This is a genomic window from Pseudomonas sp. FBCC-B1565, assembly GCF_059133265.1.
In genome coordinates this window covers 5,229,696-5,246,442 of record NZ_CP101438.1, presented here as the reverse complement: position 1 = coordinate 5,246,442, position 16,747 = coordinate 5,229,696, and the positions used below count along the sequence as shown (strand labels likewise).

Annotated in this window: 14 protein-coding genes; 7 read left to right on the top strand and 7 right to left on the bottom strand. The window is 63.0% G+C overall.

The annotated features are described in order from the left end of the window. Window positions 1-47: 47 nt before the first annotated feature. The 7 genes from NL123_RS24290 to NL123_RS24260 form a co-directional block, all read right to left on the bottom strand. The gene (locus tag NL123_RS24290) at window positions 48-1,472 is read right to left on the bottom strand and encodes a gamma-aminobutyraldehyde dehydrogenase (protein ID WP_248486575.1); all 1,425 of its coding nucleotides are present in this window, start codon (window positions 1,470-1,472) and stop codon (window positions 48-50) included. A gap of 169 nt (window positions 1,473-1,641) precedes the next feature. Beyond that, a complete protein-coding gene (locus tag NL123_RS24285; protein WP_025856826.1) occupies window positions 1,642-2,451 on the bottom strand; it encodes an ABC transporter permease in 810 nt (269 codons plus the stop codon). Next, complete coding sequence (locus NL123_RS24280) at window positions 2,441-3,370, bottom strand: ABC transporter permease (RefSeq protein WP_248486576.1); 930 nt, start codon at window positions 3,368-3,370, stop codon at window positions 2,441-2,443. Before NL123_RS24280 ends, NL123_RS24285 begins: the two co-directional genes overlap by 11 nt. A gap of 1 nt (window position 3,371) precedes the next feature. Next, window positions 3,372-4,406 carry an ABC transporter ATP-binding protein gene (locus NL123_RS24275; protein WP_248486577.1) on the bottom strand — a complete coding sequence of 345 codons (1,035 nt, stop codon included), beginning with the start codon at window positions 4,404-4,406 and terminating at the stop codon, window positions 3,372-3,374. A 138-nt stretch (window positions 4,407-4,544) separates the two neighbouring features. Next, on the bottom strand, window positions 4,545-5,696 hold the full coding sequence (gene ydcS, locus NL123_RS24270; RefSeq protein ID WP_494356517.1) for a putative ABC transporter substrate-binding protein YdcS: 1,152 nt from the start codon (window positions 5,694-5,696) through the stop codon (window positions 4,545-4,547). Between the two features lie 71 nt (window positions 5,697-5,767). Next, window positions 5,768-7,225, bottom strand: coding sequence for a gamma-aminobutyraldehyde dehydrogenase (locus tag NL123_RS24265; protein ID WP_494356516.1), 1,458 nt, complete (start codon window positions 7,223-7,225; stop codon window positions 5,768-5,770). Window positions 7,226-7,357: 132 nt separating this feature from the next. After that, a complete protein-coding gene (locus NL123_RS24260; protein ID WP_494356515.1) occupies window positions 7,358-8,269 on the bottom strand; it encodes a LysR family transcriptional regulator in 912 nt (303 codons plus the stop codon). Window positions 8,270-8,437: 168 nt separating this feature from the next. On the opposite strand from NL123_RS24260, the gene NL123_RS24255 reads away from it, so the two are divergent. From NL123_RS24255 to NL123_RS24225, 7 genes are all read left to right on the top strand, one after another. Continuing rightward, window positions 8,438-9,145 (top strand): tellurite resistance TerB family protein, encoded by a 708-nt coding sequence (locus NL123_RS24255; protein ID WP_248486580.1) that lies wholly within the window; start codon window positions 8,438-8,440, stop codon window positions 9,143-9,145. A gap of 213 nt (window positions 9,146-9,358) precedes the next feature. After that, entirely contained in the window at window positions 9,359-10,981 is a 1,623-nt protein-coding gene (locus tag NL123_RS24250) for a methyl-accepting chemotaxis protein (protein ID WP_494356514.1), read from the top strand. Continuing rightward, entirely contained in the window at window positions 10,981-11,493 is a 513-nt protein-coding gene (locus tag NL123_RS24245) for a chemotaxis protein CheW (RefSeq protein ID WP_494356513.1), read from the top strand. The genes NL123_RS24250 and NL123_RS24245 overlap by 1 nt, the downstream gene beginning before the upstream one ends. Beyond that, entirely contained in the window at window positions 11,490-12,749 is a 1,260-nt protein-coding gene (locus NL123_RS24240; protein WP_494356512.1) for a CheR family methyltransferase, read from the top strand. The genes NL123_RS24245 and NL123_RS24240 overlap by 4 nt, the downstream gene beginning before the upstream one ends. Then, the gene (locus NL123_RS24235) at window positions 12,746-13,447 is read left to right on the top strand and encodes a chemotaxis protein CheW (RefSeq protein ID WP_248486586.1); all 702 of its coding nucleotides are present in this window, start codon (window positions 12,746-12,748) and stop codon (window positions 13,445-13,447) included. The genes NL123_RS24240 and NL123_RS24235 overlap by 4 nt, the downstream gene beginning before the upstream one ends. After that, complete coding sequence (locus NL123_RS24230; RefSeq protein WP_494356511.1) at window positions 13,444-15,717, top strand: hybrid sensor histidine kinase/response regulator; 2,274 nt, start codon at window positions 13,444-13,446, stop codon at window positions 15,715-15,717. The genes NL123_RS24235 and NL123_RS24230 overlap by 4 nt, the downstream gene beginning before the upstream one ends. After that, window positions 15,714-16,724, top strand: coding sequence for a chemotaxis response regulator protein-glutamate methylesterase (locus NL123_RS24225; RefSeq protein WP_248486590.1), 1,011 nt, complete (start codon window positions 15,714-15,716; stop codon window positions 16,722-16,724). The genes NL123_RS24230 and NL123_RS24225 overlap by 4 nt, the downstream gene beginning before the upstream one ends. The last annotated feature ends 23 nt before the right edge of the window (window positions 16,725-16,747 follow it).

Here is a 16,747-nt window from a genome sequence, read left to right as displayed (position 1 = left end):
TATTGTTATAGGTTCCCGGCATCCAGGAAGGATGCCGGGTTGAATCGTCAGTGCTTGAACATCACATGCCGCACGGTGGTGTAGTCCTCCAGCCCGTACATGGACATGTCCTTGCCATAGCCGGACAGTTTCTGACCGCCGTGAGGCATTTCGCTGACCAGCATGAAGTGGGTGTTCACCCAGGTGCAGCCGTACTGCAGACGTGCGGCCAAGCGATGGGCGCGTCCTACATCGGCGGTCCACACGGACGAGGCCAGCCCGTAGTCCGAATCGTTGGCCCAGCCCAGCACCTGAGCTTCATCGTTGAACTTGGTCACTGATACCACCGGCCCGAAGACTTCGCGGCGCACGATCTCGTCGTCTTGTTGCGCGTCGGCCAGTACGGTGGGTTCAAAGAAGAAGCCATTGCCTTCCACGGCCTTGCCGCCGGTCACCAGGCGAATATGCGGTTGTGCCACGGCCCGCTCGACAAACCCGGCGACACGGTCGCGATGCTGCGCGGTGATCAATGGCCCCAACTCGGTGGCCGGGTCATCCTGCAATCCATACTTGATACTGGCGACCGCCACGCCGAGTTTCTCGACAAACGCATCGTAGATATCGGCCTGTGCATAAATACGGCACGCCGCGGTGCAATCCTGCCCAGCGTTATAGAAGCCGAAGGTGCGAATGCCTTCCACGGCGGCGTCGATATCCGCATCGTTGAAGATGATCACCGGCGCCTTGCCGCCCAACTCCATGTGCATGCGCTTCACGCTGTCGGCGGTGCTGGAGATGATGTTTGCGCCGGTGGCGATGGAGCCGGTCAGCGACACCATGCGCACTTTAGGGTGCGTCACCAGTGGGCTGCCCACGGTTGGCCCACGGCCAAATACCAGGTTGAGCACACCGGCCGGGAAAATATCAGCGGCCAGTTCGACCATGCGCAAGGCCGTCAGCGGGGTTTGCTCCGACGGCTTGAGCACCACGGTATTCCCGGCGGCGAGGGCCGGGGCGATTTTCCAGGCGACCATCATCAGCGGGTAGTTCCACGGCGCGATGGACGCGATCACGCCCACCGGGTCGCGGCGGATCATCGAGGTGTGGCCGGGCAGGTATTCACCGCCGGCCGAACCGCTCATGCAGCGGCTGGCGCCGGCAAAGAAACGGAACACGTCGGCAATCGCCGGGATTTCATCGTTGAGCGCGGCGCTGTAGGGCTTGCCGCAGTTGTCCGATTCCAGCTTGGCCAGTTCTTCGCCGTGGGCCTCGATCACGTCCGCCAGTTTCAGCAGCAGCAGCGAACGATCCTTGGGTGCGGTTTGCGACCAGCCTTCGAAGGCCGCATCGGCGGCGCGTACGGCGGCGTCGACCTGGGCTTCGCTGGCTTCCTTGATTTCTACCAGTACGCGACCGAGCGCCGGGTTGAATACAGCCTGCGCCGGGCCTTCGCCTTCGACCAGTTGGCCGTTGATCAGTAATTTGGTTTGCATGGTTCAGCTCTCCACCAACTATCGTTATTTCCTTGAATAAACTGGCCCTAAATGTGGGAGGGGGCTTGCCCCCGATAGCAATCTTCCAGTCACACCCTCTACAACTGACCCACTGCCATCGGGGGCAAGCCCCCTCCCACATTTGAACCGTGTTCCTTCAATAGCATCGTTATTTACCGCCACTCCCGGCCACGCTTTCACCGCCGCGGGTCAGGTAATAGGCACCGAGAATCGGGAACATCGTCACCAGCATCACCAGCATCGCCACCACATTGGTCACCGGCACGTCGCGTGGGCGGCTCAGTTGGTTGAGCAGCCACAGCGGCAAGGTGCGTTCGTGGCCGGCGGTGAAGGTGGTGACGATGATTTCGTCGAACGACAGCGCAAAGGCGAGCATGCCGCCAGCCAGCAGCGCCGAGCCCAGGTTGGGCATGATGATGTAGCGGAAGGTCTGCCAGCCGTCGGCGCCCAGGTCCATCGAGGCCTCGATCAGGCTGTGGGACGTGCGGCGCAGCCGGGCGATGACGTTGTTATAGACGATCACCACGCAGAACGTCGCGTGGCCGACGATGATGGTGAACATCCCCGGTTCGATGCCCAGCGTCTTGAAGGTCGCCAGCAGTGCGATACCGGTGATGATCCCCGGCAGGGCGATCGGCAGGATCAACATCAGCGACACGCCTTGCTTGCCGAAGAACTCGCGGCGATACAGCGCCGCCGAGGCCAGTGTGCCGAGGACCATGGCGATCAGCGTGGCGATGGCGGCGATCTGCAGCGACAGCTTGATCGCCTCCAGTACGTCCGGCCGCGCAAACGCCACGCTGAACCACTTCAGGGTGAAGCCCTGGGGCGGAAAGCTGAACGCGGCTTCTTCGGTGTTGAAGGCGTAGAGGAAGATGATCAGGATCGGGAAGTGCAGAAACACCAACCCGCCCCAGGCGGCGATCTTCAGGCCCAATGAGGATTTTTCAGAGTGCATCGAAGGCCCCCAGGCGTTTGACGATGGACAGGTAAACCGCGATCAGCACGATCGGCACCAAGGTGAACGCTGCAGCCATGGGCATGTTGCCGATGGCGCCTTGCTGGGCGTAGACCATACCGCCGACGAAGTAGCCGGGCGGGCCGACCAGTTGCGGCACGATGAAATCGCCCAGGGTCAGCGAGAAGGTGAAGATGGAACCGGCGGCAATCCCTGGCACCGACAGCGGCAAAATCACCTGCATGAAGGTCTGGCGCGGTTTGGCGCCGAGGTCGGCCGAGGCTTGCAGCAGCGAGGGCGGCAAGCGTTCCAGGGACGCCTGGATCGGCAGGATCATGAACGGCAGCCAGATGTAGACGAACACCATGAAGCGCCCCAGGTGCGAGGTGCTCAAGGTACTGCCGCCCACGCCGGGGATGCCCAGCACGAACTGCAACACCGGCTCCAGGCCCAGGTGCTGCACGAACCACTGCGCCACGCCGCCCTTGGCCAACAGCAAGGTCCAGGCATAAGCCTTGACGATATAACTGGCCCACATCGGCATCATCACCGCGATGTAGAAGAACGCCTTGGTCTTGCCCGTGGTGTAGCGTGCCATGTAGTAGGCGATGGGGAAGGCCACGATGGCGCTGGCGATCGACACCACGATCGCCATGCTCAAGGTGCGCACGATGATGTCGAAGTTTGACGGCTGGAACAGCGCGGCGAAGTTGGCCAGGGTCAGGTCCGGCGTGACCGCCATGGTGAAGTCATCGAAGGTGTAGAAACCCTGCCACAGCAGGGTCAGCAACGAACCCAGGTAGATCGCGCCGAACCAGATCAGCGGCGGTATCAGCAGCATGGCCAAGTACAGGTTGGGCTTGCGGTACAGCAGGTTGGAAAACCTGCGCATCGGCGGGTGGGAAATAGCCAGGCTCATGTCACACCTCGCCTGCGCTGTCGGTCAGCGGGGTCATGGCTTCCCGCGCCCAACGGGCGGTGATGGACTGGCCGACCTGATGGCCGCTGCTGATGTCCAGCCACTGGTTGTTGGCCTGGCTGATGTTCAACGCCTGGCCGTTTTCCAGTTTCAGCTCATAGCGGGTGGCGCTGCCCTGGTACTGGATATCGTGGAGCAAACCGCTGATTTCCACTTCGCCGGCGCCCAGCGGGCCCTCGGCAAACCGCACGTGTTCCGGACGGATCGAAAACGGCTGCACGCTGCCGCTGAGGCGCTGGGCCAACTCGCCGCGAATCACGTTGGAGGTGCCGACGAACTCGGCGACGAACGCGGTGGCGGGTTTCATGTAGAGGTTGCGCGGGGTGTCGACCTGCTCGATGCGACCTTTGTTGAATACGGCCACGCGGTCGGACATCGACAGCGCTTCGGTCTGGTCGTGGGTCACGAAGATAAAGGTGATGCCCAACTGGCGTTGCAGCTTTTTCAGCTCGCTTTGCATCTGCTCGCGCAGCTTGAGGTCGAGGGCGCCCAGCGGTTCATCCAGCAGCAACACACGCGGGCGGTTGACCAAGGCGCGGGCCAGGGCCACCCGTTGGCGTTGGCCACCGGAGAGCTGCACCGGCTTGCGCTCGCCGTAGCCGCCGAGGGCGACCATGGCCAGGGCTTCTTCGGCACGGTTGAGGCGCTCGGTCTTGCCCACGCCCTTGACCTTGAGGCCGTAGGCGACGTTGTCGCGCACATTCATATGGGGGAACAGCGCGTAATCCTGGAACACGGTGTTCACATCGCGCTGGTACGGCGGCAAGCCGGCGGCTTCCTCGCCATGGATACGGATCGAGCCTGCGCTCGGCTGCTCGAACCCGGCGATCAGGCGCAGGCAGGTGGTCTTGCCCGAGCCGGAAGGGCCGAGCATGGAAAAGAACTCGCCGTCCTGGATATCGATGGAAACCCGGTCAACGGCTTTCACTTCGCCGAACTGACGGGAAACGTGGGTGAATTGGACTGCAAGCGTCATGGTGCGGTGCTCCGAAAAGGCACGGGTCGTCGCAGCGGCCCGGCCTGGACTTCTGAAAAAACAAAACATCTGTGAATGCGGTCAATGTGGGAGGGGGCAAGCCCCCTCCCACAGGAGACCTATGTTGTCTTGGAGACCTTAGCGGCCGCCCATGATCGCGATGTAATCCTGGGTCCAGCGGCTGTACGGCACGAACTTGCCGCCTTCCGCCTGCGGGGTTTTCCAGAAGGCGATCTTGTCGAATTGGTCGAACCCATTGGTCTTGCAGCCTTCGGCGCCGAGCAATTCGCTTTCCTTGCACGCCGCCGGCACCGCCGGCAGGGAGCCGAACCAGGCGGCCACATCGCCCTGGACCTTCGGTTGCAGCGACCAGTCCATCCATTTGTAGGCACAGTTCGGGTGCTTGGCCTCGGCGTGCAACATGGTGGTGTCGGCCCAGCCGGTGGCGCCTTCCTTCGGAATGGTCGAAGCAATCGGCTGTTTCTCGTTCTGCAGGCCGTTGACCTGATACGGCCAGGCGCTGGAGGCCACCACGCCTTCGTTCTTGAAGTCACTCATTTGCACGGTGGTGTCGTGCCAGTAGCGGTGGATCAGCGGTTGCTGGGCGCGCAGTAATTCGAGCACGGCCTTGTACTGGGTTTCGGTCAGTTCGTACGGGTTCTGGATGCCCAATTCCGGCTTGGTCGACTTGAGGTACAGCGCCGCGTCGGCGATGTAGATCGGGCCGTCGTACGCCTGCACGCGGCCTTTGTTCGGCTTACCGTCCGGCAGGTTCTGCGCGTCGAACAGCACATTCCAGCTGGTGGGTGCGGTCTTGAATACGTTGGTGTTGTACATCAATACGTTCGGGCCCCACTGGTACGGCGTGCCGTAGGTTTGCTGGCCAACCACGTACCATGGCGCGTCTTTCAGGCGGGGGTCGATGTTCTTCCAGTTGGGGATCAGCGCGGTATTGATCGGCTGCACGCGCTTGCCGACGATCAGCCGCAGCGAGGCATCGCCCGACGCGGTCACCAGGTCATAGCCACCCTTGGCCATCAGGCTGACCATTTCGTCAGAGGTGGCGGCGGTTTTCACGTTGACCTTGCAGCCGGTTTCCTTCTCGAAACCGCTGACCCAGTCGTAGGCCTTGTCGCTTTCGCCGCGTTCGATATAGCCAGGCCAGGCGACGATATCCAGTTGGCCTTCACCGGCACCCACCGCCTTGAGCGGTTCGGCGGCCTGGAGGCTGGCGCTGGCCAGCAGCGCGGTGGTCAGGGCACTGAGCAGTGCGGTCTTGTGCGCGGACATGGGGGTTCCCTCTTCTTTAATTATGGTCGGGGCAGTTTTTGAACCGGTAACGCATGAGCTTAGTTGTTGTTTTAAAGATGCTGGCCGTGGCGCGCCATGATGTGCCGCACCACGCTGTAGTCCTGCAGCGAATCGCTGGACAGATCCTTGCCATATCCCGAGCGCTTCAAGCCGCCGTGGGGCATTTCGCTGACCAGCATGAAATGACTGTTGATCCAGGTGCAGCCGTATTGCAGGCGCGAGGCCACTTGCATGGCCTTGTCCAGGTTCTGGGTCCACACCGACGAGGCCAGGCCGTATTCGGAGTCGTTGGCCCAGTCCACCGCCTGTTCCAGTTCGTCGAAGCGCGTCACCGTGACGACCGGGCCAAACACTTCGCGCTGCACGATTTCATCGTTCTGTTTGCAGCCGGCCAGCAGCGTCGGCTGGTAATAGAAGCCCGCGCCGGAATGCACGGCGGCGCCGGTGATGCGTTCGATATGCGGCTGGCCGAGGGCGCGTTCGACAAAGCTGGCCACGCGGTCGCGCTGGCGTGTGCTGATCAGCGGGCCGAGTTCGTTGTCGGCGTCGCGCTTGCCGGCAAAGCGCAGGCTGCTCACGGCGGCGCCAAGCTCAGCGACCAGTTTGTCGTGGATACCGGCCTGGGCGTAGATGCGGCACGCGGCGGTGCAGTCCTGGCCGGCGTTGTAGTAACCGTAGGCGCGCACACCCTCGACCACGGCTTGCAGGTCGGCGTCGTTGCACACGATCACCGGCGCCTTGCCGCCCAGTTCCAAGTGCGTGCGTTTCAGGGTCTTGGACGCGGCCTGCAGAATCTTCTGCCCGGTGACGATATCGCCGGTCAGCGAGACCATGCGCACTTTGGGGTGGCTGACCAGATGGCTGCCAACGCCTTCACCGCCGCCACACAAAATGTTGATCACACCGCGCGGCAACAGGTCTTTGAGCACCGGGGCAAGGGCGAGGATCGACAGTGGTGTGTGTTCCGATGGCTTGAACACCAGCGTATTGCCGGCGGCCAGCGCTGGAGCGATCTTCCACGCGGCCATCATCAGCGGGTAGTTCCACGGCGCAATCGAGGCCACCACGCCAATCGGATCGCGACGCACCATGCTGGTGTAGCCCGGCAGGTATTCGCCGCTCAGTTGCCCGGTCTGGCAACGCACCGCCCCGGCGAAAAAGCGGAACACATCGACGGTGGCGCTCAAGTCATCCTCGCGCGCCAGGTGCAACGGCTTGCCGCAGTTCAGGGATTCCAGGCGGGCCAGGTAGTCGGCTTGTTTTTCGATGGCGTCGGCAATGCCCAGCAAGATATTCGAGCGTTGCTGAGGCGTGGTGCGCGACCAGCCGGCAAAGGCGCGGTGGGCGGCGAGGATCGCGGTTTCCACCTGCTCGGTGCTGGCTTCGGCGATCTGGGTGAGCACTTCACCGGTGGCCGGGTTGAGGATCGGCTCGGCAAAACCCTGGCCCTGGACCAGTTCGCCGTCGATCAGCAATGCAGTGAGCAGCGGGGTGGGCGCGCCGGACATTTTTCGCGATCTCTTTTCTTGTGTGGCCATGGGCGTTCTCTTACGAGGGCCTGACCTTTCTCTTAGGGATAAGCAGAGACTAGAGGTCAGGCGCGAGGTCAACAAATACTAAATACCGAATGCAGCATTCGATTAAATAGATGGCTTGCGCGGGTGGGGCTGTTCGCGGGCGACTGTCAGGAATGGGTCCACCAGCGCCGGACGCGCCGTGCCACGGCGCCAGGCCAGGCCCACGTCGAGGGTCTGGCTGAGGTCGGCAATCGACCGCGCTTCGATAATGTCGCCCTCCAGCGACCAGGGACGGTAGGTCATGTCGGGTTGGATCGACACGCCCAGGCCTGCTGCCACCAGGCTGCGCACCGCTTCGGTGGAGGCGGTGCGCAGGGTCACGCGCGGTTGCAGGCCGGCGCTGGTCCACAGGCGCTGGGCGTTGTGGCCCATTTCATCGACGTTCAGCTGGATCAACGGTTCGCGCGCTACATCGGCCAGGTTGATGCTGTCGTGCTCCAGCAGCGGATGCTGTGCTGGCAGCCAAAGCCGGTGAGGGGAGTGGGTGAGCACTTCGGTCTGCAGGGCGTGGCGGTCTTCGAGGTTGGAGAGGATCAGTACGCCCACGTCGATTTCACCGCTGACCAGCAAATGCTCGATGTACGGCCGTTCGTCCTCCATCACGCGGATTTCCACGTTGGGGTAGGCGCGCTGGAAGCGGGTCAGCAAGTCGGCGAGATAGTAACCCGCCACCAGGCTGGTCACACCGATGATCAACTGCCCGGCGACCTGGTCGGTGCTCTGCTGCAGGCTGCGCTTGGCGTTGTCGACGGTGGCGAGAATCAAGTGCGCCTGGCGCAGGAACTGATGGCCCTGGTGGGTCAGGGTCATGCCCTTGGCGTGACGGTTGAACAGGTTGACGCCGATTTCCTGCTCCAGTTGCTGGATCGCCAGGGTCAGAGTCGACTGGGAGATAAACGCCGTCTGCGCGGCAGCGGAGATCGAGCCGGTCTCGGCCACGGCAATAAAATGCCGGATTTGACGCAAGGTCATCATGCTGGAATTACCAGTGGGGTGTTTTTATAGATTTACCCGAGTGTATATCGATTTAAGCGAAGGGCGACCGCGTTACATCTGGAAGCACTCTAGATCAGGGCTTTTTGGCACTTAGTTTTACGCTGGGGGCCTATTGGTCCTATGAACCCAAGTGTCTGGAGGCTGCGAATGAATACCCGTGGATTGCTCGATCAGTTGCTCAAGTCTGGCCAGGACATGCTGCAAAACAAGGCTGGCGGCCAGCGTAAACAGGACGACAAAGGTGCGCTGGGCGGTCTGCTCGGCGGTGGCGGCCTGGGCAGCCTGCTCGGGGGCGCCGGAGGCGGCGCCTTGGCGGCGGGGGCCATGGGCCTGCTGCTGGGCAACAAGAAGGCGCGCAAATTCGGCGGCAAGGCGCTGACCTACGGCGGTTTGGCAGCCTTGGGCGTCATCGCCTACAAGGCCTACGGCAACTGGCAGGCCAATCAGGCCAGCGCCCCCCAGGGCGAGCCACAGACCATCGACCGCCTGCCGCCGGCCCAGGTCGAGCAACACAGCCAGGGCATCCTCAAGGCGCTGGTCGCGGCGGCCAAGGCCGATGGCCATGTGGACGAGCGCGAGCGTGCGCTGATCGAAGGCGAATTCACCAAGCTGGACAACGATCGCGAGCTGCAAAGCTGGCTGCACGCCGAACTCAACAAACCCCTGGACCCGGCCGACGTGGCGCGAGCTGCCGGCACCCCGGAAATGGCGGCCGAGATGTATATCGCCAGCGTGATGCTGGTGGATGAGGAGAACTTCATGGAAAAGGCCTACCTTGACGAGCTGGCCCGCCAACTGAAGCTTGAGCCCGGCTTGAAGCTGGAACTGGAAAAACAGGTGCGGCTGAACGCGTAAAGACGGGGCGTGCAGCGATCAAAATGTGCGAGGGGGCTTGCCCCCCGATAGTGGTGTTTCAGTCTATTTACAGTTGGCTGGCACACCGCCATCGGGGGGCAAGCCCCCTCGCACATTTGCATTCTGTGGACGCTTCATCAAAACCCGTTGATTAATGAGGCCTTCTGCTCAGCTATACTCCCCTCCATTTGAATGGCCCTCCGAGGAATTACTGTGAAGAACTGGACCTTGCGCCAACGCATCCTGGCAAGTTTTGCGGTCATTATCGCCATCATGCTGTTAATGGTTGTGGTCTCCTATTCACGGTTGCTGAAGATCGAAACCAGTGAAGTCGCGGTGCGCGACGACGCGGTGCCCGGGGTCTACCTCAGTTCCATGATCCGCAGCGCGTGGGTCGACAGCTACCTGCAAACCCTGGAGTTGATCGGCCTGCGTGAAGACAAGGGCCTGACCGACACCGACAAGGCCGACTTCAAGTCCTATGAAGCGCGCATCCTGCAGCAGATGGCCAACTACCAGGCGACCATCAGTGGCGGCGACGACCAGGCCGAGTTCGATAAATTCGAAGCCCAGCACCAGGCTTACAACAAGGCGCTGGCTGCCGTCGTAGAGCGCCTGCAGAACAACGATTTGGCTGGGGCGCGCAAGCTGTTCGATACGCAGATGACGCCCAGCTGGGTCGCAGGCCGCATGAAGCTCAACGACATCATCACCGAGAACAAGAACGTCGCCGACCGTGCGACCAACGCGATCGATGATGCAGTCTCCGCCGCGAAAATCAGCATGTTTGTATCGCTGGCCCTGGCCATCCTCGCCGCCGGCTTGTGCGGCCTGCTGCTGATGCGCGCGATCATGGCGCCGATGCAGCGCATCGTCGATATCCTCGAAACCATGCGCGACGGCGACCTGAGCAAGCGCTTGAACCTGGAACGCAAGGACGAGTTCGGCGCGGTCGAAACCGGCTTCAACGACATGATGACCGAGCTCACGGCCCTGGTGTCCCAGGCCCAGCGCTCGTCGGTGCAGGTCACCACCTCGGTGACCGAGATTGCCGCCACCTCCAAGCAGCAACAGGCCACCGCCACCGAAACGGCCGCCACCACCACCGAGATCGGCGCTACCTCCCGCGAGATCGCGGCCACCTCCAAGGACCTGGTGCGCACCATGACCGAAGTGTCCACCGCCGCCGACCAGGCCTCGGTTGCCGCCGGTTCCGGCCAGCAAGGCCTGGCACGCATGGAAGAAACCATGCACTCGGTGATGGGCGCCGCCGACCTGGTCAACGCCAAGCTGGCGATCCTCAATGAGAAGGCCGGCAACATCAACCAGGTGGTGGTGACCATCGTCAAGGTCGCCGACCAGACCAACCTGTTGTCGCTGAATGCCGCCATCGAAGCCGAGAAGGCCGGTGAATACGGCCGCGGTTTTGCCGTGGTCGCCACCGAAGTACGCCGCCTCGCCGACCAGACTGCCGTGGCCACCTACGACATCGAACAGATGGTGCGCGAGATTCAGTCGGCAGTGTCGGCGGGTGTGATGGGCATGGACAAGTTCTCCGAAGAAGTGCGCCGTGGCATGTTTGAAGTGCAGCAAGTGGGCGAGCAACTGTCGCAGATCATCCACCAGGTACAGGCGCTGGCGCCGCGGGTGTTGATGGTCAATGAAGGCATGCAGGCCCAGGCCACCGGTGCCGAGCAGATCAACCACGCCCTGGTGCAACTGGGCGATGCCAGCAGCCAGACCGTCGAGTCCCTGCGCCAGGCCAGCTTTGCTATCGATGAGCTGAGCCAGGTGGCGGTCGGTCTGCGCAGCGGCGTGTCGCGTTTCAAAGTCTGATGAGCGACCTCGCGGCTAAACGCGGCGCCGTCCCGGCAGCGAAAAAGGCGTTGTTCCTGGTGTTCCACATCGGCAATGAACGTTATGCCCTCAAGGCCACGGAAGTGGCCGAAGTATTGCCGCGCCTGCCATTGAAACCGATTGCCCATGCACCGCTGTGGGTGGCGGGCATCTTTGCCCATCGCGGCGCGCTGGTGCCGGTGATCGACCTCAGCGCCCTGACCTTCGGCACCGCCGCCCAGGCGCGTACCAGCACACGGCTGGTGCTGGTCAATTACCAGCCCGAGCCCTGGCGCGAGCCGCGTTGGCTGGGGTTGATCCTCGAACAGGCCACCGACACCCTGCGCTGCGACCCGGCGCAGTTCCAGCCCTATGGCCTGGACAACCGCCAGGCGCCGTACCTGGGGCCGGTGCGCGAAGATGCGCTGGGCCTGATGCAATGGATCGGCGTGAATGACCTGCTGACCGAAGACGTGCGCGCCGTGCTGTTTTGCCCCGAGTTGAGCCTATGAGCCACGACCCGCGTTTCTTTGCCTTCCTGAAAGAGCGCATCGGCCTGGACGTTGCCTCGGTCGGCGAAGCCATTATCGAGCGGGCGGTGCGCCAACGCACTCAGGCGGCCAACGCGCAGACCCCCGGCGAATATTGGCAGCACCTGCAAAGCTCCGAGGATGAACAGCAAGCGCTGATCGAAGCAGTGATCGTCCCGGAAACCTGGTTTTTCCGTTATCCAGAATCCTTTGTGACCCTGGCCCGCCTGGCCAAGGCGCGCTTGGCCGAGATCAAGCAGATGCGCGCACTGCGCATCCTCAGCCTGCCGTGCTCCACCGGTGAAGAACCTTATTCGATCGCCATGGCCTTGCTGGATGCCGGGTTGGCGCCGCATCAGTTCAAGGTGCAGGGCCTGGATGTCAGCCCGTTGTCGGTGGAGCGCGCGCGGCGTGGGGTGTATGGCAAAAACTCCTTTCGCGGCGGCGATATCGCCTTCCGTGACCGCCATTTCACCGAACACAGCGACGGTTATCACATTGCCGAGCGCGTGCGCGAACAGGTGCGCCTGCAAGTCGGCAACCTGCTCGACCCGACACTGCTGGCCAATGAGGCGAGCTACGATTTCGTGTTCTGCCGCAACTTGCTGATCTATTTCGACCAGCCGACCCAGAAACAAGTGTTCGACGTGCTCAAGGGCCTGACCCATGTGGACGGCGTGCTGTTTATCGGTCCGGCCGAGGGCAGCCTGTTGGGGCGCCATGGCATGCGTTCGATTGGTGTGCCGCAGTCGTTTGCGTTCAGTCGGCATGCCGAGCCGGTCAAGCCCGAACCGGTGTTTGTGCCCGTGCCTGCACCGGTGCCACAGCGCAGTGCCGCACCGATCCCGGTCAAGCCGAGGCCGTTCAGCGGTGGCAGTGCCCAGGCAGTGCCGATCAAGGCACCGCACACCGATGCGGGCGACTTGCTGAGCCGCATCGCCACCCTGGCCAACGAAGGCAAAAGCGCTGACGCCCGTGCTGCATGCGAACAGTATTTGAGTAACCATCCGCCGGCCGCCCAGGTGTTCTACTGGCTGGGGTTGCTCAGCGACGTGGCCGGCAGTGCCCTGGAAGCCCAGGGTTATTATCGAAAAGCCTTGTACCTGGAACCCCAGCACCCGCAGGCTTTGATGCACCTGGCCGCGTTGCTCGAGTCCCAGGGCGACAGTGCGGGGGCGCGCCGCTTGCAGGCGCGGGCCGCGCGCAGTGAGCGAGCTGACAGTGAGTCCAAACGATGAGTAACACCGACGCGCTCGATACCGCAGGGCTGGACCTGACCTTGGCCGACACCCAGGCCATCGACGATTGCTGGAACCGCATCGGCATCCACGGCGACAAGTCCTGCCCGCTGCTGGCGGACCATATTCACTGCCGTAACTGCTCGGTGTACTCGGCAGCGGCCACACGTTTGCTGGACCGCTACGCCTTGCAGCAGGACGCGCATCGCCCGCATGCCGTCGTGGAACTGGGCGAAGACGTGGTCACCCGCTCCCTGCTGATGTTCCGCCTCGGTGAGGAATGGCTGGGCATCGCCACCCGCTGCCTGGTGGAAGTCGCGCCGCTGCAACCGATTCACTCGCTGCCGCACCAACGTTCCCGCGCCTTGCTCGGCGTGGCCAATGTCCGTGGTGCGCTGGTGGCGTGCCTGTCGCTGGTGGAACTGCTGGGCCTGGATGCCACCAGTAACGGCGCAAGCGGTGGGCGCATCATGCCGCGCATGTTGATCATCGCCGCGCAGGATGGCCCGGTGGTGGTGCCGGTGGATGAAGTCGACGGCATCCATGCCATCGATGAGCGCACCTTGAAGGCCGCCTCGGTCTCGGGCACCCAGGCCAGTGCGCGCTACACCCAAGGCGTGTTGCAGTGGAAAGGCCGCAGCCTGCGTTGGCTGGACGAGGCGCAATTGTTGTCTGCCGTGACCCGGAGCCTCACATGACCCCCGACCAGATGCGCGATGCCTCGCTGCTGGAACTGTTCAGCCTGGAAGCCGACGCCCAGACCCAGGTATTGAGCGCGGGCCTGCTGGCCCTGGAACGCAACCCGACCCAGGCCGACCAGCTCGAAGCGTGCATGCGCGCGGCGCACTCGCTCAAAGGCGCGGCGCGCATTGTTGGAGTGGACGCCGGGGTCAGTGTGTCCCACGTCATGGAGGATTGCCTGGTCAGTGCCCAGGAAAGCCGCCTGTATTTGCAACCCGAACATATTGATGCGCTGTTGCAAGGCACCGACCTGCTGATGCGCATCGCGACGCCGGGCAATGATGTGGGGCCGGCGGATATCGAAGCCTATGTGGCGCTGATGGAGCGTTTGCTCGACCCGTCCCAGGCGCCTGTCAAAGCGGCGCCTGCGCCAGAACCGGCACCTATCGTCGAAGCGCCGCTGCCGGAGCCCGAACCCGAGCTTGCGCTGCCGATGGTCGCCGAGCCGCCACGCCAGAACAAACGCATGACCGAAGGCGGCGAGCGCGTACTGCGGGTGACCGCCGAGCGCTTGAACAGCCTGCTGGACCTGTCGAGCAAATCCCTGGTGGAAACCCAGCGGCTCAAACCGTATCTGGCGAGCCTGCAACGCCTCAAGCGCATTCAGAGCCAGAGCGTGCGCGCGCTGGATACCCTGGGCGGGCAACTCAAGACTCAACATCTGCCCCTCGAAGCCCAGGAAGCCCTGGCCGACACCCGCCGCCTGCTCAGCGAAGCCCAGGCCCTGCTGGCGGAAAAAACCGCCGAGCTGGACGAGTTCGGCTGGCAGGCCGGCCAGCGTGCGCAAGTGCTGTATGACACCGCGCTGGCCTGTCGCATGCGCCCATTTGCCGATGTGCTGGCCGGGCAAGTGCGCATGGTGCGCGACCTCGGTCGCAGCCTCGGTAAGCAAGTGCGCCTGGAGATCGAAGGCGAAAAGACCCAGGTCGACCGCGACGTGCTGGAAAAGCTTGAAGCACCGCTCACTCATTTATTGCGCAACGCTGTCGACCACGGCATCGAAATGCCTGAGCAACGCCTGTTGGCGGGCAAGCCGGCAGAAGGCGTGATCTGCCTGCGTGCCTCCCATCAAGCCGGGTTGCTGGTGCTGGAATTGAGCGATGACGGCAATGGCGTCGACCTGGAGCGCCTGCGCGGTACCATCGTCGACCGGCACCTGTCGCCGCTGGAAACCGCCCTGCGCCTGAGTGAAGAAGAGCTGCTGACATTCCTGTTCCTGCCGGGGTTCAGCCTGCGCGACAAGGTCACCGAAGTGTCCGGGCGCGGCGTCGGCCTGGATGCGGTGCAGCATATGGTTCGCCAACTGCGCGGTGCGGTGGTGCTGGAGCAGACGGCGGGGCAGGGCAGTCGTTTTCACCTGGAAGTGCCGCTGACCCTGTCGGTGGTGCGCAGCCTGGTGGTGGAAGTCGGCGAAGAAGCCTACGCGTTCCCGCTGGCCCATATCGAACGCATGTGCGACCTGGCGCCCGACGACATCGTGCAACTGGAGGGTCGCCAGCATTTCTGGCACGAGGGCCGGCATGTCGGGCTGGTCGCCGCCAGCCAGTTGTTGCAACGCCCGGCGGGACAGAGTCAGTCGGACACCCTGAAAGTGGTGGTGATCCGCGAGCGTGATGCGGTGTACGGGATTGCCGTGGAGCGCTTTATCGGCGAGCGTACGCTGGTGGTGCTGCCGCTGGATGATCGCCTGGGCAAGGTCCAGGATATTTCTGCCGGTGCATTGCTGGACGACGGCTCGGTGGTGTTGATCGTCGACGTCGAAGATATGCTGCGTTCGGTGGACAAGTTGCTCAACACCGGCCGATTGGAACGCATTGCCCGGCGCAGCCAGCAAACCACCGAGGCACCGCGCAAGCGGGTGCTGGTGGTGGATGACTCGCTGACCGTGCGCGAACTGCAACGCAAATTGCTGCTCAATCGGGGTTATGAAGTGGCCGTGGCGGTCGATGGCATGGACGGCTGGAACGCCTTGCGCTCCGAAGACTTTGACCTGTTGATCACTGATATTGATATGCCTCGTATGGACGGTATTGAATTGGTCACACTCTTGCGCCGTGACAGTCGCCTGCAATCGTTGCCGGTGATGGTGGTTTCGTACAAGGATCGCGAAGAAGACCGACGTCGTGGACTGGACGCCGGCGCCGACTATTATTTAGCCAAAGCCAGTTTCCACGATGACGCCCTGCTGGACGCCGTAGTGGAACTGATCGGAGGCGCGCGGGCATGAGGATTGCGATCGTCAATGACATGCCCCTGGCGGTAGAGGCCTTGCGCCGCGCCTTGAGTTTCGAGCCCGCGCACGAAGTGGTGTGGGTGGCCAGCAATGGTCTTGAAGCGGTGCAACGCTGTGCAGAACTGACCCCGGACCTGATCCTGATGGACCTGATCATGCCGGTGATGGATGGCGTGGAGGCTACCCGCCAGATCATGGCCGAGACCCCGTGCGCCATCGTCATCGTGACCGTCGACCGCCAGGCCAACGTCAGTCGGGTGTTCGAAGCCATGGGCCATGGCGCCCTGGACGTGGTGGACACGCCGACCCTAGGCGTGGGCAACCCCAAGGATGCAGCGGCGCCGCTGCTGCGCAAGATCCTCAATATCGGCTGGCTGATCGGCCAGCGTGGCAGCCGTGTACGCGCCGAAACCGTCGCGCCGCGCATGACCGGCAAACGCCAGAGCCTGGTGGCCATCGGGTCTTCGGCGGGTGGCCCGGCTGCCCTGGAAATCCTGCTCAAGGGCTTGCCCCGGGACTTTCCCGCCGCCATCGTGCTGGTGCAGCATGTGGACCAGGTGTTCGCCGCTGGCATGGCCGAATGGCTGAGCAGCGCCTCCGGCCTGCCGGTACGCCTGGCCCGTGAAGGCGAGCCGCCGCAAAGCGGCGTGGTCCTGCTGGCCGGCACCAACCACCACATTCGTTTACTGAAGAATGGCACGCTAGCCTATACCGCAGAGCCGGTGAACGAGATTTACCGGCCGTCGATCGACGTGTTTTTCGAAAGCGTGGCCAGCCACTGGAATGGCGATGCCGTCGGCGTACTGCTGACTGGCATGGGGCGCGACGGGGCCCAGGGCCTCAAATTGCTGCGTGAACAAGGTTATTTGACCATCGCCCAGGATCAGCACAGCTCGGCGGTGTACGGCATGCCCAAAGCGGCGGCGGCGATTGATGCTGCTGTTGAAATTCGCCCACTGGACAGGATTGCGCCCCGATTGCTGGAGGTCTTTGCCAGATGAACAAGGCCTCTCGCGGTGCTGGC